Source organism: Nocardioides sp. B129/18 (genome assembly GCF_055282735.1).
Genome location: NZ_JBUZJI010000013.1, coordinates 84583 through 104389, shown reverse-complemented (window position 1 = coordinate 104389; position 19807 = coordinate 84583). Strand labels below are relative to the sequence as shown.

17 protein-coding genes and 1 pseudogene are annotated in these 19807 nt (G+C 71.9%); 6 read left to right on the top strand and 12 right to left on the bottom strand.

Going from position 1 to position 19807, the window contains the following annotated elements; all coding sequences use genetic code 11:
* Positions 1-1239, top strand: a 1239-nt coding sequence (locus tag ACZDWJ_RS11460; RefSeq protein ID WP_463521088.1) for a polymorphic toxin-type HINT domain-containing protein, incomplete at its 5' end; no start/stop codon positions are given.
* A 433-nt stretch (positions 1240-1672) separates the two neighbouring features.
* On the opposite strand, the pseudogene ACZDWJ_RS11455 reads toward ACZDWJ_RS11460, so the two are convergent.
* A pseudogene (locus ACZDWJ_RS11455) lies at positions 1673-2784 on the bottom strand (IS3 family transposase); the annotation flags it as partial.
* A 375-nt stretch (positions 2785-3159) separates the two neighbouring features.
* Positions 3160-3567, bottom strand: a complete 408-nt coding sequence (locus tag ACZDWJ_RS11450; RefSeq protein ID WP_463521087.1) for a hypothetical protein — start codon at positions 3565-3567, stop codon at positions 3160-3162.
* 282 nt (positions 3568-3849) lie between these two features.
* Here ACZDWJ_RS11450 and ACZDWJ_RS11445 point away from each other — a divergent pair, with 282 nt between their 5' ends.
* A complete protein-coding gene (locus tag ACZDWJ_RS11445; protein WP_463521086.1) occupies positions 3850-6099 on the top strand; it encodes a hypothetical protein in 2250 nt (749 codons plus the stop codon).
* A gap of 42 nt (positions 6100-6141) precedes the next feature.
* Here the strand turns inward: ACZDWJ_RS11445 and paaK are convergent, their stop codons facing one another.
* The 6 genes from paaK to ACZDWJ_RS11415 all read right to left on the bottom strand — a co-directional run bounded on the left by paaK (position 6142) and on the right by ACZDWJ_RS11415 (position 11280).
* Entirely contained in the window at positions 6142-7455 is a 1314-nt protein-coding gene (paaK, locus tag ACZDWJ_RS11440) for a phenylacetate--CoA ligase PaaK (protein WP_463521085.1), read from the bottom strand.
* Between the two features lie 66 nt (positions 7456-7521).
* Positions 7522-8598, bottom strand: a complete 1077-nt coding sequence (locus tag ACZDWJ_RS11435; RefSeq protein ID WP_463521084.1) for a cellulase family glycosylhydrolase — start codon at positions 8596-8598, stop codon at positions 7522-7524.
* Positions 8599-8739: 141 nt separating this feature from the next.
* Entirely contained in the window at positions 8740-9246 is a 507-nt protein-coding gene (locus ACZDWJ_RS11430; RefSeq protein ID WP_463521083.1) for a Sec-independent protein translocase subunit TatA/TatB, read from the bottom strand.
* Positions 9234-10046: a twin-arginine translocase subunit TatC gene (gene tatC / locus ACZDWJ_RS11425; protein ID WP_463521082.1), complete on the bottom strand. Its 813-nt coding sequence runs from the start codon at positions 10044-10046 to the stop codon at positions 9234-9236. The genes ACZDWJ_RS11430 and tatC overlap by 13 nt, the downstream gene beginning before the upstream one ends.
* Positions 10043-10237 (bottom strand): Sec-independent protein translocase subunit TatA/TatB, encoded by a 195-nt coding sequence (locus ACZDWJ_RS11420; protein WP_463521081.1) that lies wholly within the window; start codon positions 10235-10237, stop codon positions 10043-10045. Before ACZDWJ_RS11420 ends, tatC begins: the two co-directional genes overlap by 4 nt.
* 59 nt (positions 10238-10296) lie before the next feature.
* Positions 10297-11280, bottom strand: a complete 984-nt coding sequence (locus tag ACZDWJ_RS11415) for an intradiol ring-cleavage dioxygenase (RefSeq protein WP_463521080.1) — start codon at positions 11278-11280, stop codon at positions 10297-10299.
* A 213-nt stretch (positions 11281-11493) separates the two neighbouring features.
* Here ACZDWJ_RS11415 and ACZDWJ_RS11410 point away from each other — a divergent pair, with 213 nt between their 5' ends.
* Both ACZDWJ_RS11410 and ACZDWJ_RS11405 read left to right on the top strand, forming a co-directional pair.
* Positions 11494-11769 (top strand): hypothetical protein, encoded by a 276-nt coding sequence (locus ACZDWJ_RS11410; RefSeq protein WP_463521079.1) that lies wholly within the window; start codon positions 11494-11496, stop codon positions 11767-11769.
* Positions 11766-12779, top strand: a complete 1014-nt coding sequence (locus tag ACZDWJ_RS11405; RefSeq protein ID WP_463521078.1) for an FAD:protein FMN transferase — start codon at positions 11766-11768, stop codon at positions 12777-12779. The genes ACZDWJ_RS11410 and ACZDWJ_RS11405 overlap by 4 nt, the downstream gene beginning before the upstream one ends.
* 23 nt (positions 12780-12802) lie before the next feature.
* Here the strand turns inward: ACZDWJ_RS11405 and ACZDWJ_RS11400 are convergent, their stop codons facing one another.
* Positions 12803-13429, bottom strand: coding sequence for a TetR/AcrR family transcriptional regulator (locus tag ACZDWJ_RS11400; RefSeq protein ID WP_463521077.1), 627 nt, complete (start codon positions 13427-13429; stop codon positions 12803-12805).
* 122 nt (positions 13430-13551) lie between these two features.
* On the opposite strand from ACZDWJ_RS11400, the gene ACZDWJ_RS11395 reads away from it, so the two are divergent.
* On the top strand, positions 13552-14418 hold the full coding sequence (locus ACZDWJ_RS11395) for an esterase/lipase family protein (protein WP_463521076.1): 867 nt from the start codon (positions 13552-13554) through the stop codon (positions 14416-14418).
* 7 nt (positions 14419-14425) lie between these two features.
* Here the strand turns inward: ACZDWJ_RS11395 and ACZDWJ_RS11390 are convergent, their stop codons facing one another.
* Positions 14426-15772, bottom strand: coding sequence for a hypothetical protein (locus ACZDWJ_RS11390; RefSeq protein ID WP_463521075.1), 1347 nt, complete (start codon positions 15770-15772; stop codon positions 14426-14428).
* A gap of 214 nt (positions 15773-15986) precedes the next feature.
* Here ACZDWJ_RS11390 and ACZDWJ_RS11385 point away from each other — a divergent pair, with 214 nt between their 5' ends.
* Entirely contained in the window at positions 15987-16763 is a 777-nt protein-coding gene (locus tag ACZDWJ_RS11385; protein WP_463521074.1) for a hypothetical protein, read from the top strand.
* A gap of 90 nt (positions 16764-16853) precedes the next feature.
* On the opposite strand, the gene ACZDWJ_RS11380 is transcribed toward ACZDWJ_RS11385, so the two are convergent.
* Entirely contained in the window at positions 16854-17336 is a 483-nt protein-coding gene (locus tag ACZDWJ_RS11380; RefSeq protein ID WP_463521073.1) for a (2Fe-2S)-binding protein, read from the bottom strand.
* Between the two features lie 16 nt (positions 17337-17352).
* On the bottom strand, positions 17353-19722 hold the full coding sequence (locus tag ACZDWJ_RS11375; RefSeq protein WP_463521072.1) for a molybdopterin cofactor-binding domain-containing protein: 2370 nt from the start codon (positions 19720-19722) through the stop codon (positions 17353-17355).
* Positions 19723-19807 lie beyond the last annotated feature (85 nt).

The following is a 19807-nucleotide window of genomic DNA, read 5'->3' as shown; positions in this document are numbered from 1 at the left end:
CTGCCAAGAACGAGCTCATGCCAACCGGCTGAGCCAAGAAAAACAGTCTCCGGAAACTCCGGGGCGGTTCACGCCGACATCTGTGTCCGCCAGGGCACGTGCGAGACCACGGCCAACCCCAACGGCGGCCCGCCGAAGCCGAAGCACATGGACTCCGGCCCGTCAGAGGAGCAGTACGCCGAGGTGCGTCTGCAGCAGCTCAAGGCCTCGATCGTTGATGGACCCAACCTCGAGAACCCGCTGGAGGCGATGACGGGGATCGAGATCCCTCAGAACTACCGTTACCACGCCAGCGGTAAGTACTTCGCAGCCGCTGGAAGCTTCCTGGGCAACACGCTGAAGGTGATCGGAGAGGACTTCACTGAGTGCGGCCTCGGCTCAGCCTCTGGGGCCGGCCACTGTGCACTCGCTGCGTTTGACCTCACTGGTTTTGTCGACTTCGGCGCGAGCGACGGTCTCCGTGTGGGTGCCGCTGGCGTCCAGGCCGGAGTCCGAACAGAAGCAGAGATCCGCGCCGGTGCTGCGGCTGTAGATGCAGCAAAGACAGAATCCCGACTCCTCGACGACGTGACGCATCTGCCGTGCAATTGCTTCGTTGCCGGCACCAAGGTTGAGACCGTCAGCGGCTTGAAGCCCATCGAAGACATCGAGATCGGCGACAAGGTCTGGGCTCGCAACCTTGCGACCGGCGGGAGCGAGCTCCGCACCGTTACCGGCCTCTTCCACAAGCACGCTGATCAGGTCATGACGATCACTGTTGCCGGCGGCGCCAAGGTCACCGTCACCGAGGAGCATCCGTTCTATGTCGCGGGCCTCGGCTGGGTCATGTCAGGCGACCTTAGGGTCGGCGACCACCTAGCCCAACGAAATGGCGGCTCGACCGCCATCCAGGGGATCGACGTCCGTCCAGCCGACACCACCGTCTACAACTTCTCCGTTGGTGGTGACCACAATTACTATGTGACTGAGGCTCAGATACTCGTTCACAACTGCCCGGTCGATGACGTTCACAATATCCTCAACTCGGCAGCGCGGGGTGTCGATGTCGATCACGTCTGGGCGAACGGGGATCTCTACTACCAGGTCCGAGGCACAGATACTCGCCTCGTCCGAGTCCTCTCCCGAGGAAATGGCCAAAATGACGTTGTGATTCGTGAACTCGATGGGAGCCCAGTCACCTCGATGCTCATTTCGGACGACAGTTTGGCCGCTAGGATCGCCGACGGGAGATGGGAATGACCGAAGCGCAACTGACGAGCGAGGAAATCGTGATTATTCTCGAGGCACTTCTCGAGGGAAGAATGACTCGAGCGTCTGCTTGCTGTCTCGTCACCCCTTGGGTCGAAGGCGACCGGCGAGCGGACGCTTTAGCGGAAGACATCGCACAATCGATCCACGGTCTCGACGTAGTACGAGGCGAAGACGGACTTGATCGACACGAATCACGCGGAGCAAGTGGTACGCACATCGTCGACGACCACGCGATGCGGCAATTGCTCCTCAAGCTTCTCGCTAGACTCAAGGGACCGCCGCGGTGAATGAACTTATTCCAAGTCGGGGGACTTCCCCCGGTTTGGTTGACACTCTGACCTGCCCTACTGACTGGTTTCCAGTTCCGCTGTTGAGTCCTCAGGCGGGGACGGTGTTTGCGGGTGAGGTTAGTTCGTACTCGATGGGGGTTCTGTAAGCCGAGGGCTGAGTGACGACGTTGGCGGTTGTGGAAGATCTCGATGTACTCGAAGATCGCGTTCGCGAGTTCGACGCGGGTCTTCCATTTACGCCGGTTGAGCAACTCGATCTGCATCGAGGACCAGAAGCTCTCCATCATCGCGTTGTCGAGGCCGTCGCCGACGGTCCCGAAGGAGGGCAGCAGGCCCGCGGCGCGGATGCGTTCGCCGAAGGCCCACGAAGTGAACTGCACTCCGTGGTCGGCGTGCACGATGCCGCCAGGTGCCGGCCGGCGGTTGCGGATGGCCATGTCCAGGGCGTTGACGACCACGGTGGAGTCCTGGCGCGAGTCGATGGACCAGCCCACGATGCGGCGGCTGAAGGCGTCGAGAACTGCTGCGCAGTAGACCTTTCCCTCCCGGGTGGGGTGTTCGGTGATGTCGGTGACCCACAGCTCGTTGGAGCGCAGGCGATGGAACTTCCGGTTCACCAGGTCACCAGACGTCGCCACGCCCTTGAGGCGTTTCACGCGTGCTGGGCCGGGGAGTCCGTAGATCCCGGCCTGCGTCATCAGCACCGACACCAGGCGCGAGCTGACCTGAACGTCCATCGCCATCGTCAGCTCGGCGTGGATACGCCGGTAGCCGTAGGTACCGCGGGACGCTACGTGGATCTCGCGGATCAGGCCGGTGAGCCACTGGCGGCGCATCTGGGTCGCGGACAGGGGTCGCCGCTTGTAGCGGTAGTAGCCCTGTCGTGAGACCCCCAGGACGCGGCATGCGACGTCGGCGGGCATCCCGGCGTCGGCCAAGCGGTCGATCACCGGGTGGACCCTTTTGGGTGCGGCTTGTCCTGGTCCAAGAAGGTCGCTGCCTCACGGACGATCGCGAGTTCGGTCTCGAGCGCGCGGATCCGCTTGCGGGCCGCGCGCAGCTCGGATGACTCGCTCGTCGAGACGCCGGGCCGCTCGCCGCGATCGATCTGGTCTTGACGGATCCAGTTGTGCAGGCAGCCGGCGCTGATGCCCAGCTCGTAGGCGGTCTGCTTGACCTGCTTGCCTGAACGGACCAGCGCCACAGCACGGGCACGGAACTCGGGCGGATATGGGACAGGCACTCTCGGAGCCTTTCAGCCAGGCCCTCGACTCATCACCGGAACTGGAACCCAGGCTGTAAGGCAGGTCAAGGTGTCAACCAAACTCGGGGCAGTCCCCGATGACCTGGCAGGTGACGTTGACGAGCGGACACGTGATCCTGATTGCTGCCGATGCCACGTACGTCGACGGGGATGACCAAGTCTCTGAGATCGCGACCGTCGCAAGGCCTCCAGCGCTGATCGAGGTCGCTCGACTTCCGGCCCTACTCGTCCGCGAAATCACATCGACCGCAAGGAGCACTCGCTGAAACAGTCGGGACTGGTGCACCAAATTGGGGACACCTCGAAGGGTTTTTTCGCGTGGGGAGGATGCCGGGTTCGGTGACGCGTGGTGGATCACGACGCTCGCTCCCGCTCCTGACGATCTCGCATGGCTACGCCTGCGTCCTTGAGCACCCGCCACACTGCTGACTTGTCTCTTCTGATCGCTTCAGCGACTGCGAGTGTCGACATCCCGGTGGCGTAGAGCTCGATGCAGGTTGAGATCTCGTCCTGGGTCATCGGGCCGCCTCGGAGCGTGACGCCGGCAGCCTTGAGCTGCTTGGCGATGGTGGTGCGATTCAGCCCGAACTCCACGGCCAGCTCCCGAACCAGGGCTCCTGCCTCGTAGCGGGCCACCAGGCGATCACGTTCGCCGTCGTTGATCCATCGGGCTCGCTTCGGCACCGTCCGCTCAGGCTTAGCAGGCTCCTCGGGCGCCGCGGTGACACCGGTCAGATCCAGCTCTCGGTACGCCCGGAGCACTACGTCCAGTGTGGGGTAGGAGTTCGCCAACCATCCGCTCAGGACCACCAGATTCCGCGGAGGTCACCTCCGTCGTCGAGGTCTCGTCGATGAGACCTCAGTCGGAACAGCGTCACTGATGTTCCAGCGCTCGCGGTCGGAGGCCGGCCTCAGAGCGGTTCACATGCGCTCAGCTCGACGTCCGTGATTGGCTCCTCCTGACTCCGGCCGTCAGCGAGGTGCATCGCCACGCGAGCGGCCGTGTCTCGACCCCCACCGCAGATCTCGGAGACCCTCATGCGCATGGCCCGTCGCCTGGCGACCCTGACCCTCGGCATCGTGGGAGCGGGTGGGCTCGTCGTGCCCTCCGGGCCCGGGCTCGCGGCGGACGATCCGGTCGCGCGTCCCGAGATGGGCGTCGACCTGGTCGCCGACCTGCGGCCGGGGCCGGCGTCGGGACGGCCCGAGAAGGTCGTCGACGTGGGCGGGCGCGCCTTCTTCCTGGCCCGGACCGGGCCAGCGGGGGAGACGGAGCTGCACGCCCACGATCCGCGCAGTGGCGAGTCGACCCGACTGGAGGTCCCTGCGCCCGGGTCTCCGGTCGCGGCGGGTGACCGCGCCTTCCTCAGCGGGGCGGCCACGTCGGGCGGACGTGCCCTGTGGATCACCGACGGCACCCCCGAGGGCACCCAGGAGCTGCGGGCCGTGCAGCCGTTCACGAGGCTGATGGCCGTCGGCGGGCGGATCTACTTCGGCGCCTCCGAGCCGGGTGGAGCCGATCGGGAGCTCTGGACCAGCGACGGCACCGTGAGCGGGACCCACCGTGTCGCCGACATCAGGGCGGGCGACGGCTCGTCGAGCCCGGTGCCGCTCGCGGCCGTCGGCGACGAGCTGTGGTTCGCGGCGAACGACGGCATGCACGGCGAGGAGCTGTGGCGCACCGACGGCACCGAGGCCGGCACCCGCCTCGTCGTCGACCTGCGACCCGGTGAGGCACCGGACGGCCAGGCCCTGTCGGCCGCGCCGCGCGACCTCGTCACGGTCGGTGACGCGGTGTACTTCGTGGCCTACGAGGACGTCCGCGGGCTGGCGCTGTGGCAGACCGACCGAGCCGGCACGGCCCCGCGACCGGTCGTGCCGGACGACCGCGTCAGCCAGCGCTCGGACATCCGCCCGATCGCGGTCGGTGGACGGGTGGTCTTCGGGCTGCGTGCCTCCGCCGGCCAGCCGGTCGCCCTGTGGGCGGCCGATCCCAGCGATGGCAGCGTCGGCGAGATCGCCCCGGCGGTGCCGGCCACGGTCACGGGCTCGCCGGCGTTCCTGGGCGGCGTCCTGCACTACCTCGCCGAGGACGCCTCCGGGCGCAGGGAGCTGTGGCGCACCGACGGCACCGCCGCGGGGACGCGCCGCGCCGTCGATCTGGTTCCGGCCGGCCAGGGCGGCACGAGCTGGATCGTCAGGCCGGAGCAGCTGACCGCCGCCCGTGGTCGCCTCTTCTTCGCAGCCTCCGACGCGGTGCACGGGCGGAGCCTGTGGTCCTACGCCCCCGGCGAGGCCGGGCCGGTGATCGCCGAGGACACGGACCTCTCCTTCTACGATCTCGGGCTCCCGACTCCGGTGCTCGAGAAGCTGGTCGGCAACCTCGCCGCGGTCGGCGACGAGCTCTACCTCGGGGTGGGCGACCTCGAGCACGGGTTCGAGCTGTGGAGCACGTCGGCGCCGTCGGCCACGGTTCCGCGCGTCACCTACGACGTCGCCCCGGCCATCGAGGGCACTCCCGGCGTCGGCAGGACCCTGACGGCCGTCTCCGGCTCCTGGACCCCGGGCACGGCCACGCTGAGCCACCAGTGGCTCCTCGACGACCAGCCGATCCCCGGCGCCACCGCGACCACCCTGCGCCTCGACGCCTCGACCGCGGACCATCGGGTCCGGTTGCGGGTGACGGCGGCCGCGCCGGGCCATCGCACGCGCAGCGCCACCACGCAGGCACTGGAGGTGCACCAGGACGTCGTCAACCTGACGCCGCCGTCGATCGTCGGCACCGCGCGCGTGGGCTCCACCCTCACGGCCCGCGTCGGATCCTGGGCGCCGGACGGGCTGAGGTACGCCTACTCCTACGAGTGGTTCGCCGGCACGGACCTGATCCCCGGCGAGGTGGGACGCTCGCTGCGACTCCCCGCGAGCACGGTGGCGCGGCGCATCTCCGTGCGGGTGCGCGCCTACGCCTTCGACGGGCGCTGGGCGGTCGCGAGGTCGTCGGCGACCGTCCCCGTCGAGCGGGCCGTCTTCCGGATCGTCCGCCGCCCGTCGATCAGCGGCACCGCTCGCGTCGGCTCCACGCTCCGCGTGTGGACGGGCTCGGCCACCCCGTCCGCCGGGATGATGGAGATCCGCTGGCTGCGCGCCGGCCGCAGGCCCCAGACCGGTGGATCGCGCTACCTGATCCGCCGCGAGGACGCCGGGCACCGCATCGTCGTCGAGGTCCGGCGCTATCGGCGCGGGTGGCGCACCTCCGTCGTCACGGTGCAGTCGGCCCGGGTGGCGTCGCGCTGACCTCGACGTCTCAGGGGACGGCGCCGGTGACCGTTGGCTGCGTCAGCGGGCCGGTCGCCGGTCGACGATGCGGCGCATCTTGCCCACCGACCGCTCCACGGCGTCGGGCGCGACCACCTCGACTCCCACCGTGACGCCGATGCTGTTCTTCACCCGCTCCGCGAGCCGGACGCCGGCGACTGCGGCGTCGGCGGTGGAGGCCTGCTCGCGGCGCTCGACGACGACCGTCATCGAGTCCAGGGTGCCCTCGCGCTCGAGGCGGCACTGGAAGTGGGGGGAGAGCTCGGGCAGCGCGAGGATCAGCTCCTCGATCTGGGTGGGGAAGAGGTTCACGCCGCGCAGGATGATCATGTCGTCGGTGCGTCCGGTGATCTTCTCGATGCGCCGCATCGTGCGCGCGGTGCCCGGCAGCAGCCGGGTGAGGTCGCGGGTGCGGTAGCGGACGATCGGCATGCCCTGCTTGGTCAGCGAGGTGAACACCAGCTCGCCCACCTCGCCGTCAGGCAGCACCTCGCCGGTGACGGGGTCGATGACCTCGGGGTAGAAGTGGTCCTCCCAGACCGTCAGGCCGTCCTTGGTCTCGACGCACTCGCTGGCGACGCCCGGGCCGATCACCTCGGAGAGGCCGTAGATGTCGACCGCGTGGATGTCGAGGCGCTCCTCCATCTCCCGGCGCATGTCATTGGTCCACGGCTCGGCGCCGAAGATCCCGACCTTCAACGAGGTCGAGCGCGGATCGACGCCCTGGCGCTCCATCGCGTCGATGATCGCGAGCATGTAGGACGGCGTCACCATGATCAGATCGGGGCGGAAGTCGACGATCAGCTGCACCTGCCGCTCGGTCATGCCGCCCGACACCGGCACGACCGTGCAGCCCAGACGCTCGGCGCCCGCGTGGGCGCCCAGGCCGCCGGTGAACAGGCCGTAGCCGTAGGCGTTGTGCAGGACGTGACCGCGACGCCCACCGGCCGCGCGGATGCTGCGCGCCATGACGTCGGCCCACATCGACAGGTCGCCCTGGGTGTAGCCGACGACGGTGGGCCGGCCGGTCGTCCCGGACGAGGCGTGCACCCGCGCGATCTCCTCGCGCGGCACCGCGAACATCCCGAACGGGTAGTGGTCGCGCAGATCGGCCTTCGTGGTGAACGGGAGCCGCGCGAGGTCCTCCAGCGACGTGACGTCGTCGGGGTGCACGCCGGCGGCGTCGAAGGAGCTTCGGTAGAACGCCACGTTCTCGTAGGCGTGACGCACGCTGGCCCTCAGCCGCTCCAGCTGCAGGGCGCGCAGCTCGTCGACGGAGGCGGTCTCGATGGGCTCGAGGTCGCTGGGGCGTGGTGCGAGGTCCTCCACCGTCACGTGCTCCCGTCCGTGATCGCCCGGCCCCACCCGAGTGCGACCGTGACGGCCAACGTAGACGATGCGCTACCGGGTGCGCGCGAGCAGCGTGGCCAGCGGCTTGGGACTCCAGTCCTGGTAGGCCAGCGAGCCGTAGTTCTGGGCGTGGATCCAGCGGTTGCGGCCGGCGTCGCGGATCGCGTAGATCATCGCCGGCCCGGAGTACGGGACGTCGGCGAGCACCCCGAGCAGCGCGAGGACGTAGTCGGCCTGCTGGTCGGCGTTCGGCCCGCCGGCGACCGTCGGGACGCCGAGCTCGGTGGCCCAGATCAGCCGGTCGCCGTCGCCGTGGTCGGCCAGGGTGCGGTGCAGGTCCTCGAGGTCTGCCAGCGTCATGGCGCGCCCCTGCACCTGCGCGCGATAGGTGAAGTAGGGGTGGATCGAGAGGGCGTCGAAGGAGTCGCCGCCGCCGTCCTGGTAGACCGCCTCCAGGAAGGCCACGGGATCCGAGCCGCCGAGCGTCAGGCCCCCGAGCAGCACCTGGGCGTCGGGGTCGCTGCGCCGGACGGCGTCGGCCGCGGAGACGAGCAGGCCGGTGTAGGAGGCGGGGTCGACCCGACCGCCGTAGAACTTCGCGAGGTTGGGCTCGTTCCAGATCTCGTAGGCCGCCACCTGGCCGCGGTAGCGGGTCGCGGCGGCCTCGACGAAGGCGCTCCACGCGGGCAGCGAGCGGGGCGGTGCCGAGGCGCGCGAGAAGCGTCCCCGTGCCCAGGCCGGCGCGTAGGAGATGTTGGCCAGCACCCGCAGTCCGTGGGCGCGCGCGGCGGCGACGACGCGGTCGGTCGCGGTCCAGTCGGGCTGCCCCTGACGGGCCTCGACGACGTTCCACTGCACGGGGACGCGCAGCCAGGTGGCGCTGGTGGCCGTGACCAGGTCGAGCTCGTGCTCGAGGTCGGCGGGGGAGAGCTGCAGGAGGCCGGCGCCGTCCTGGAAGCCGTAGCCGCCGCGCGGCACCCGCACCTCCCCGGCCGCCGCGGGCGCGGCGCCGGGCTCGTCGCCGGACGTCAGCACGCCCGCGCGCTCGGAGACGGCGTAGGCGGTCAGGGCGACCACCACGAGGAAGGCGAGGAGACGCAGGGTCGGGAAGCGGGGGGAGGTGCTCACGGGGGATTCCTGGGGGAAGGTGCAGCAGCGCGGTCCGCGGTGCGGGGACGGGAGGGGCACGTCCGGGGACGAGCGGCGGGATCGACCGCTGCGACGTCACACGTGGGGCGCGTGGTGCAGGTGTGGCGAGATGGTCGCAACCTAGGGCGCGGTGGCGATGCTGTGCAAACCCGTCTCGGGCCCCGGGTGTGTCGCGGCCCGAGGTCCGGCGTCGGCCTCCGCGGGGGTCTCGGCGGCGAGGCGACGCGGGTCGCCCTCGGGCAGGTCGGCGAGCCGGATGCGGCGCGGGTGGGCCGCGGAGCCGGTCACCAGCCACACCTGGCCCGGACGGATCGACGCGGCCTCGGCCACACGCGGGTCGTGGATCGGCTCCGGTGCGTCCCGGGCGGCACCTGGCGCGGCAGCGGCGGGCCCGCGCAGCGCGTCCTGCACGAGCCGGCGCGGCTGGTAGCGGGAGAGGTCCCGGGCCCGGTCGAGCGGCACGCCGAGCTCGGTCTCGGCCTGGGCGCGCGCGGCGTCGAGCAGCGAGCGCAGCGAGCGGAGGGTCGCGGCGAGGCGGCGCGCGTGCTCGGGCAGCCGGTGCGGGCCGACGACGAGCGCCGCCACCAGCCCCACCAGCACCAGCTTCTCGAGGGTCAGGCCGAGCATGAGGGGCTCCCGGAGGTGAGGGCCGCGGCCCGGCGTGCCACCCGGTGGTCGTGCACGCCGGCGATCGCGACGGAGGCGAGGAAGAGGGCGGTCATGGGCGCGGCGACGAGGAACATCGCCAGCACGTCGGCGGCCGGCGTCACCAGTGCGCTGAACAGCGTGATGACGACGACGATCGCGCGCCAGCCGCGGCGCAGGGTGCGCGCCGGCAGCACGCCGAGCAGGTTGAGCACCACGACGAACACCGGCAGCACGAACGCCAGGCCCAGGGCCAGCACGACCCGCAGGACGAAGTCGACGTAGTACGAGGCGTCGAGGATGGTGCTGTCCTGGTCGGAGGAGAAGCCCGCCATCACCTCGATCATGTGCGGGAAGAGCAGGAGGCCCATCGCGCACCCGGCCGCGAACAGCGGGATCGCGGCGGCGGCGAAGCCGACGACGTAGCGCCGCTCGCGGGCGGTGAGCCCGGGCGTCACGAAGCCGAACAGCTCCAGGAGCCACACCGGGCTGGAGAGGATCACGCCCGCGACGACGGCGATGCGCATCCGCAGGTCGAAGGCGGCGGTGACGGTGGCGTGGTTCAGGCTGGCCTGCCGCTCCCCGGCGAGCTCCTCGATGGGCGCCCGCAGGACGTCGAGGATCTCATCGGAGAGCAGGAAGCCGGCCACCATCGCCACCGCGAGGGCGAGCGCCGCGCGGGTCGCCCGCCGGCGCGCCTCCCGGACGTGCGCGGCGAGCGGCATCGCGCCCCCGGACGTCGGGGGGCGGCCGGGCGCGGCGACCGGTGCGGCGAGGCTCACGACGCCGAGCGGTCGTCGGCGGCGCTCACGCGGGAGAGGTTCGCGGGGGCCGGCTCGTGCACCTCGTCCTTGAGGATCCGCACGGACTGGCCGACGCTGCGCGCCAGCATCGGGAGCTTCGCGGAGCCGAAGACGAGCAGGACGATGGTGAGGATGACCAGCGCGTGCCAGCCACTGAGGTTCGAGAGCATGGGAGCTCCTCCTGGTTGAGGTTCGGTGGGGGTCGGATCAGGTGATGGATCGGGTGGGATCAGCTGGACTGGGGACGGCCGCTGGGCGGGGTGCCGCCCGGGCCGCCGCCCTGGCCGCCGCTGGGCGGGGCGCCGCCGCCGGCCTCGGTGGTGGTGTCGATCGCCACGGCCAGCGAGCCGGTGTAGCCCGAGCTCGGGTCGCCGTCGAAGGTGCCCATCTGCAGGTCGTAGCCGTCGCTGAAGACGTTGTCGGTGGCCAGTGAGATCTGGGCCAGGTTCGCGGCGGAGCCGTCGTAGGATTCGAGGGCGTAGACCTTCGTCAGCATCGCCTCGGGGAAGGCGAGCTGCGAGGTGGCGATGGCGTTCTCGACGTTCGTGGCGGACGTCGCGTCGGGGTAGACCTCGAAGTGGACGTGGGTCCAGCGGCCCGCGTAGCAGCCGGGGACGATCGTGGTGAAGGTGACCTTGCCGTCGGCGTCGGCCACCTGGATGCCGCGCAGGTACGTCTCGTCCTCGAGGCCCTCGGAGTACATGGAGTACCCGCCCTGGGCGTCGCAGTGCCAGACGTAGACCGCCGCGCCCTCGAAGGGGGCGTCGTCGTTCGCCATGTCGGTGAGGGTGAAGGAGAGCTCCAGCGGGACGCCCTCGGCGACGGTGCCGCCCTCGAGGCTCGCGGTGATGTCGCGGCGCACGATGCCGGAGTCGTCGAGCACGTTGACGCCGTTGGTGCCGTCGGAGGGGTAGGGGCCGTTGGTCTCCTGCGGGATCTCGCCGGACGCGGCCGTGCTGCTCGTGCCGGTCGAGCTCGAGGCGGACGCGCTCGCCCCGGACGAGGCGGAGGAGGCGGTGTCGCTGCCGCAGGCGGCCAGCGCCAGGGCGCCCGCGCCGAGGCCGACGACGGCCAGCACGTTGCGGCGGGTGATGAGGGTGCCGAGGTCGAAGCCGGCGCCCTGGTCGACGACCTCGTCGTCGGGACGCACGAGCAGGCGGCCCTCGTAGGCCGGGCCGTCCGGGGTCTGGTCGGGCTCGGGGATGGTGCTCATGGGGGCCTCCTGGCTGCGTCGTGCGGTGGGTCGGTGCGGTCGGTCGGTGCGGTGGTCCGCGTCGTTCGAGGAGGACACTGCCGACGCCGTCTGTGCGTCTCCTGTGGCGCCGGTGCGAGTCGTCGATGCGTCGGATCCGGCCGATCCGGCGTCACAGGGGACGCACAGGAGGGCCATGCCATGAGCAGAGATCGACGCGTCATCGTCAGGACCATGACCACCTCACCCGGCTCACCCGACACGCGCGGCCCCTCCGAGCGCCGCCGCCGCACCACCGCCTCGCTCATCCTCGGCTCGATGGTCGGCACCGTCGCGCTCACCGCCTGCGGCACCGCCGCCCTCGACCAGGCGGGCGGGTCGGGCAGCACGGGCTCGACCGGCTCGTCCAGCAGCTCGTCCACCTCCGGCTCCAGCACGGGCTCGACCTCGAGCGGCACCTCGGTGTCCTCGGGCTCCGGCGACGCCCAGGCCTCGAGCCACGGCTCATGAGCACCGGCACCGGGACCAGGGCCGGGATCGACCTCGGCGTCCGCGAGTGGCCGCTGTGGTCGACGACGGCCCGCCTGGTCGTCACCGACTCCCGCGCGCTCGACGAGGCCCACGCGCTGGCGGTCGACCTGCTCGCCGACGTCGACCTCGCCGCCAGCCGCTTCCGCGACGACTCCGAGCTCTGCGCGGTCGACGCCGCAGCGGGGGAGGAGATCGCGATCAGCCCGCTGCTGGCCCACCTCGTGCGCGTCGGCCTGACCGCCGCCGAGCAGACCGCCGGCGACGTCGACCCGTGCCTGGGACGCCAGATGCGCGCGCTGGGCTACGACCGCGATCTCGCGCTGCTGACCGCCGTGCCGGCGGCGAGCCTGCCGGGCGCGGCGTCCCCGCGGCGCGACACCACGCTGCTCACCTCGGCCGGGCACCGCGTGGTGGTCTCGCGCCCGGTGGGCTGGCGCGACGTCGTCCTGACGCAGGAGGCCGGCGTCGACCGGCTGCGCGTGCCGGCGGGCCTGTCGCTCGACCTCGGCGCCACCGCGAAGGCCGTGGCCGCCGACCTCGTCGCCACCGTGATCCCCGCCGAGCTCGGCGTCGGCGTCCTGGTGAGCCTCGGCGGCGACATCGCCACCGCGGGCCCCGGTCCGGCGCACACCGCGGGCTCGGACTGGCAGGTGCTGGTGGGCGACGGACCGGGGGAGCCCGAGGGTCTGATCGCGCTGCCGGCGGGATCGGCCGTGGCCACCTCGAGCACGCTGCGGCGTCGCTGGACCCACGACGGCGAGGTCATGCACCACGTGCTCGACCCGCGCACCGGACGCCCGGCCGCCGAGGTGTGGCGCACCGTCTCCGTCGCCGCCGAGACCTGCGCTCGCGCCAACACGCTCACCACCGCCGCGCTGGTGCGCGGCGAGGCCGCGGTGCCGTGGCTGCGCGGGCTGGGCGTGCCGGCGCGGCTGGTGGCCCAGGACGGCTCCGTCGTCCGCCTCGGCGGGTGGCCCGCGGACGCCTGAGGCGCATTCGCCCGGCGCAGTCCTCAGGCGCGGGGGCCGGTCTCCTCGCCGGCCCGCTCGACGGCGTCCCCGGCGATCAGCATGAGCACCCGCCCGAGCAGGTCGTCGGGCACGGCCTCGGGGTCGATGCCGGCCTCGACGGCCAGGCCGTTGGAGAGCGCGAGCAGGACGATCGCCAGCTGCGGTGCCGGCAGCGGCAGGGTCAGGCCGACGGCCTCGCTGACGTCGACGAGCACGCGGGCGAGCGCGTCGCGCACCTCGCGATGACGCAGCCGCAGGGCCTCGCGTCGGCCGGGGTCGTGGGCGGCGAGGGCGAAGAACTCGGCCAGCAGACGGTGCCAGGCGGCGTCGGCCCGCATGCCGTGCACCAGGGCGTCGGCCATCGCCGTGAGCGACGCGCGGCCGTGGCCCGCGCCGTCCCAGCCGGCGAGCGCCGCCTGCATGCGGTCCGACGCGTGCTGCTCCATCAGGGCGAGCACGAGCTCGTCCTTGCTCGCGAAGCTGGAGTACACCGCGCCCTTGGTGAGCCCGGCGGCGGCCGCCACCTGCTGCAGGGAGGACGCGGCGATCCCGCCCGTGGAGAAGACCTCGAAGGCGGCCTCGAGGATCCGCTCGCGGGTCTGGGCGCGCGGCGGGCGGGTGCGGGTCATGGGGTCCTCGTCGGCGATGGCGGTGGGGTTGACAGGGTGACGGGCATCACAATACTGGTGGGTATCCAATACCGAGCGGTATCGAGTCGCCGACCCGAGGTCCGCTCCCTCAGGAGGACCCCATGATCCGACGACTCAGCGGCGTCCTGACCACCGCGGTGCTGGTGCTCGGGGCGCTCGGCGTCGTGACGACCCCCGCCCAGGCCGCGCCGTCCAGCGGCGTCAACGACCTCTCCTGCCGCCCCGGCGCGGCCCATCCCGAGCCTGTGGTGTTCCTGCACGGGCTCGGCGCCACGTACTACGAGGACATCAACCTCCTCCAGGCGCACGTGGCCCGCCAGGGCTACTGCACCTTCGCGCTCACCTACGGCGACCACCCCGGCTTCCCGTTCGTCGGCGGCCTGCGGCCGATCGCCGACTCCGCCACCGAGATCCGCGCCTACGTCGAGGAGGTGCTCGCACGCACCGGGGCGGCGAAGGTCGACCTCGTGGGCCACTCCGAGGGCGGGTTCCAGTCGCTCTACGTGACCAAGACCCAGGGCATCGCCGACCGGATCTCCACGGTGGTGGCCATCGCCCCGCCGACCCACGGCACCACCTTCGCGGGGCTCTACCGCCTGGCCTACGTGCTCGGCGGCGCCTCGCGCGCGCTGGTCAGCACGGTGCTGCGCACCTTCGGCTGCCCCGCCTGCGACGACCTGGGGATCGGGGGACGCGCCGTCCAGCGGCTCACCGACGGGCCGATCGCCCAGCCGGGCGTCGACTACACGATCATCACCTCGCGCTACGACGAGCTGGTGACGCCGACCGACACCGCCTTCGTGCGCGAGCCCGGCGTGCGCAACCTCTACGTCCAGGACTCCTGCCCGCTCGACCCCGTCGGCCACCTCGGCGAGGCCTACGACACCAACGTGTGGAACCTGGTCACCCAGGCCCTCGACCCGAGCACGGCCGGCCCGTTCACCTGCTCGTTCGGCTCGCCGGGCTGAGCCTGCCTCAGCAGCGCAGCGAGGAGATCTGTCGGACGTCGGCGAAGGCGCCGTCGGAGGAGTCCTGCAGGCGGACGACCGCGCGGCAGGTGCGCACCTTCGGCGTCGGGAACGTCACGGAGAGCCGGCTGCCCGGGCTGAGGCGGGTGACCTTGTAGCCCACCTGGCGCCAGCGGCCGTCGCTGCGCACCTGCAGCTCGACGCCGACCAGGCGGCCGCCGCGGTTCGGCGCGACGGTGCCGCTGAGCCGGATGCCGCGCCCGGCGACCCGCTTCACCGGCGCCGTCACCGCGACCTGACGCGTGCTCGTCGGCCACACGCCGCAGGTGCCGCCGGGGCAGGCCTGCCAGTCCAGGGCGCCGTGCCGCACGGTGCGCGAGGAGCCGTCGAAGAGGGTGATCACCTGGCCGGTCGAGGCCTGGGCGCCGTCGACGAGGATCGCCGCGCCGCTCGGCGACCAGCTCACGACCGGCGCCACGACGCCGGTGGTGTCGGGCAGGATCGCCGACGGGGCGGTGTCGCCCGAGCGCACCAGGGCGACGTCGCGCTTGACCGTCGAGGCGCTGCCGTCGGCCTTCGGGGTGCGGGTGTAGTGCGCGGCGACGAGGGCCGTGCCGTCGGGGGACCAGTCGAGGTCGCCGGAGTAGCCGTCGAAGGGGTCGCAGGGGTCGGTGTCGCAGAACTCCTGGTCGTCGGTGGTGAAGGCGGTGAGCGCGCCGGTGGCGGGGTCGACCAGCGAGATCTGGTCCTGGTCGCCGGTGACGATCCGCGAGATCGCGATCGCGCCGGTGACCGGGTTCCAGGCGAGGTCGTGCACGTAGCGGACCGCCTGGCCGGTGCTGCCGGCCTCGAGCACCGTGCGCTGGGCGCCCGACGCCACGTCGAGGACGACCAGCCGCTCGACGGTCGGGGCGCCGGAGGTGAAGACGAAGCTGAGCAGCGCCACCTGCCGGCCGTCGCCGGACCACGACAGTCCGGTGATCGCGCCGGGCACCGCCGCCACGACCCGCGGCGCGCCGCTGGTGGCGAACAGCAGGACGTCGGTGACCAGGCCCTCGTCGTCGGGGCAGGTGGCTCGCGCGCACCGCAGCGACGTCGTCGCGAGCCGGCGGCCGTCGGGGGAGAGGGCCGTCTGGGCCTCGGACTCCAGGTTGACGCCGATCGAGCGGCCCGTGCCCGTGCGCGGGTTCTGCAGCGACGCGGGCGCGGTGGTGGAGGTGCCGGGGTAGAGGAGGGGGCCGTCGGCCGGGTAGGCCGCCTGCGCCTGACCGCCGGTGGCGACGAGCAGGGAGGCGGCGAGGGCGGTGAGGGCGGCGGCCGCCGTCGCGGGACGGCGGAGGATGCTGCGTCGCACGGGGGTGCTCCGATCAGGCGGGGTGGCGCGCCGGGGCGCGGGGAGAGTGCTCGGAGGCTACTGCCCGGAGATCGTCGTCACACGAGGATCGCGCGATACCGCTGCGCGGGGCAGGTCGGCTCCGGAAGGCTGGAGACGCCCCGGCAGCGAGGCCATCCCCCTCTCCCTCTCTCCACCCCTCCCCCACGCCCCATCTGAGCCCAGGAGTGCCCCCATGCTCGGCAGGAAGAAGGACGCCGCCGCGTCCGCCGCCGCCCCGGTCGACGCGTCGGCGGAGGTCCCCGTCGACGCCCCCGTCGACGCCCCCGTCGACGCCCCCGTCGACGCCCCCGTCGACGCCTCCGTCGACGCCTCCGTGGAGGAGGCCGGCGTCGTCGCGGCGCCCGGCCGCCGCCGCGGACCGGTGCTCGTCGCCGCGGCCGTGGTGCTGCTCGGCGGCGCCGTCGCCGCCGGGGTCACCTGGCTGTTCGAGGACGACGCCCCCGCGCCGGCCGCGGCCGCCCCGAAGGACGCCCCCGGTCCGCTCGGCGAGGACTCCACCGGCGGCACCCAGGACGCGCCCGTGGCCGCGGCCGACGCCGATCCGGTCGGCCGGATCACTCGCGCCGTGGCGCTCACGCCCGACGCCACCTCCGACTCCTCCGAGGCCACCCCGGGCTCCGCCGAGGAGATCCCGAGCACGTCGACGGACGGTGGCTCTGACGACGGCTCTGACGACGGCTCTGACGACGGCTCGAGCGAGGAGCCCGGCCCGACCCCGACGCCGACCCCCGAGCCCGGGCCGGCACCCGGTCCGATCTCTGCGGCCGTCGACCCGGTCGTCGCCACCGTCGCGCACGGCCTCGACGCCGGCACGGGTGGCGCCACCACTCCCGTGACGACGCCGGTCGTCACGGTGGTCGACACCGCCACCGACGCCCTCGACGGGGCCGTCGGCGGCCTCGTGGGCGGACTGCTCGGCGGCGCACCGGTGGTGCCCGCCACGCGCTGAGCCGCTCGGCACCTCCCGACGACGAACGCCGGACCGATCCCCTCGGGATCGATCCGGCGTTCGCGCTGTGCTGGGTGGCTCAGGAGTGGCTCAGGCCATCCCGAGCGCGCCCTGCTCGATGGCCTCGCGGATGCGCACGTAGGTGCCGCACCGGCAGATGTTGCGGATGGAGTCGAGGTCGGAGTCGCGGATGGAGCGGCCCTCGCGTCGCACCTTCTTGACCAGCGCGACGGCGGCCATGATCTGGCCCGGCTGGCAGTAGCCGCACTGGGAGACGTCGTTCTCCAGCCAGGCGCGCTGCATCGGGTGCAGGTCGGCCCCGGGGTCGGTGTCGGCCAGGCCCTCGATGGTGGTGACCTGGTCGGTGCGCTGGAGGTCGCCCACCCGCACGGCGCACGGGTTGAACGCCTTGCCGTTGATGTGCGAGGTGCAGGCCTTGCACACGTTGATGCCGCAGCCGTACTTGGGTCCGGTGACGCCGAGGACGTCGCGCAGGACCCAGAGCAGCCGGACGTCGTCGTCGATGTCGACCGTGACGGGCTTGCCGTTGAGGATGAAGGTCTGGTTGGGCATGGGAGACGCCTCGCTCTCAGTAGGTCCGGCTCAGGCCGTTGGTCGGGGACGGCGGGATGGGCGGCACGAACGACTTCGGCTTGAAGGAGATCGTGCCGTGGTTGATCGGGAAGACCTTCGGGATCGAGCCGGTGGCCCGCGCGTAGGCGCAGGCGATGGCCGCGGCCGAGGTGCCGACGGCCGCCTCGCCGGCGCCGCCGGGCGTCGAGAGGCCGGAGTCGACGATGTGCACCTCGACCTTCGGCGGCACGTTCCACTGGCGCGTGTAGAAGTAGTTGTCCCAGCTGGCCTCGAGGAACGCGCCGTCCTTGAGGTGGACGCTGCTGGTGAGGGTCAGCGCCATGCCGTCCATGAACCCGCCCTGCATCTGGGCCTCCAGGCCGCGCGGGTTGATGACCAGGCCGGGGTCGACCGCGATGACGGCCTTGGTGACCCGCGGGCCGGTGACGGTCTCGGGTCCGAGGTCGCGGTTGACCGTGGCCGGCCGGGTGTCGAGCTCGACGAGGACGGCCGTGCAGCCCTTGTACTCCTTGTGGATCGCGATGCCCTGCGAGACGCCCTTGGGCAGCGTGCGCCCCCAGCCGCCCTTCTCGGCGACGGTCTTGAGGACGTTCTTGACCCGCTTGTCCTTCAGGTGGGCGAGGCGGAAGGCGAGGGGGTCCTGGCCCATCAGCTTCGCCAGCTGGTCGACGGCCAGCTCGGCGGCCACCGCGACGTCGGGGGAGTAGATGTTGCGCATCGAGCCGGTGTGGAAGCGCTTGTCGGTCTCGCTGAGCAGCTGGGTGACGGCCCCGAAGTTGTAGGGCAGCTGCTGGGTGAGCAGGAAGATCGACTGGGAGAGGCCGAGCTTGCCCAGGCCGGCGGGCAGCTTGTCGACGGTGGCGGTGAGGAACTCGCCGAGGCCGTGGCTGAAGTCGGTGACGATGCTGGTGTGGCGCTGCTCGAAGCTGAGCACCTGCCCGGCCAGCACGGTGGCCCGCACGCGGGAGGTGGCCGCCGGGTGGAGGCGGCCGTGACGCGGCTCGTCGGCGCGGTGCCACATCAGGCGCACCGGGACGCCCATCTTCTTGGAGATCTCCGCGGCCTCCTTGGCGTGGTCGCTGAAGAGCTTGTGGCCGAAGGACCCGCCGCCGGTGACGACGTTGACCTTCACCTTGTGCTGGGGCAGGCCCACGATGTTGGCGATGTCCTGCTGGGCCAGGATCGGCACCTTGAGGCCGGCCCAGATCTCCGCGGAGTCGGGACGGACGTCGGCGACGGCGCAGTAGGGCTCGAGCGCGGCGCTGGAGCGGAAGGCGAACGCGACGTCGACGTCGACGTGCTTGACCAGCGGCAGCGGGAGGGCCGGCACCGCCAGCGGCAGCTGGGCCCGGCGGAGCTTGGCGAGGATGGTGGCGTCGGACTCGCCGTCGACCGGGCCCTTGTTCCAGTCGACGTCCATCGCGCGGATGGCGTCGATGCACTGGCCGAAGGTCTCGGCGCGCACGGCGATGCCCACCGAGATCTGCTCCACGTGGGTGACGCCGGGCATCTTCAGGATCTCGGCGCGGTTGCGCAGCGCCTTCGGCGTGCCACGGTGCTGCGGCGCGCGGCAGATCATCGCGGGCAGGGCGCCGGGCACCTTGATGTCCATCGCGAAGTGCTTCTCGCCGGTGACGGCGTCGCGGGCGTCGAGCCGGTTGTACGGCTTGCCGATGACCTTGAAGTCCTTCTCCGGACGCAGGGTCACCGTGATCGCCTTGACGACCTGGCTGGCGGCGCTGACGGCGAGGTCGCCGAAGGAGCGCGAGGCGCCGGTGAGGGGGTCGCGGACGACGCCGCCGATGGTGACGAGCCGGTCGGCGTTGGCGCCGAGCTCGATCGCGGCGGCCTCGAGCAGCTGCTTGCGGGCCAGCGCCGCGGCGACGCGGATCGGGGTGTAGGTGGAGAAGGTGGTGTTCGAGCCGCCGGTGAGCTGGTTGAGCAGCAGCTCGGGGCGGGCCGGGGCGAGGGTGACGTTGACCTTGCGCACCGGCAGGTCGAGCTCCTCGGCGATGATCATCGCCGTCGAGGTGAGGATGCCCTGGCCGACCTCCATGCGGGGGATCGCGAAGCTGGCCGTGCCGTCGGTGTTGATCTGGATCGAGATCAGCGCCGAGGTCGGCAGCGCGCCGTCGGTCTGGAGGTCCTCGAGGTCGTAGACGTCGGCGATCTGCGGCAGCGACGGGAGCGCGGCGGCCGCCGGCGCGGCGTTCAGGCCGAGGTCGGCCGCGACCGACAGCGTGCTGCCGGCGAGGACGTAGCCGAGGAAGGTGCGGCGCCGGGTGCCGCCGCTCTCGGTCTCGTCGCTCTCCTGCGCCTCGAGCGCGTCCACGCCGTCAGGGCGTGCGGGCATGTCGATGGTCATGTCATGTCCTCCCCATGAGGACCGTCCCGGGAGGATCCCGAGAGGTCTAGACAACCTGGGCAGTGTGACACCAGTCACCGGCCGG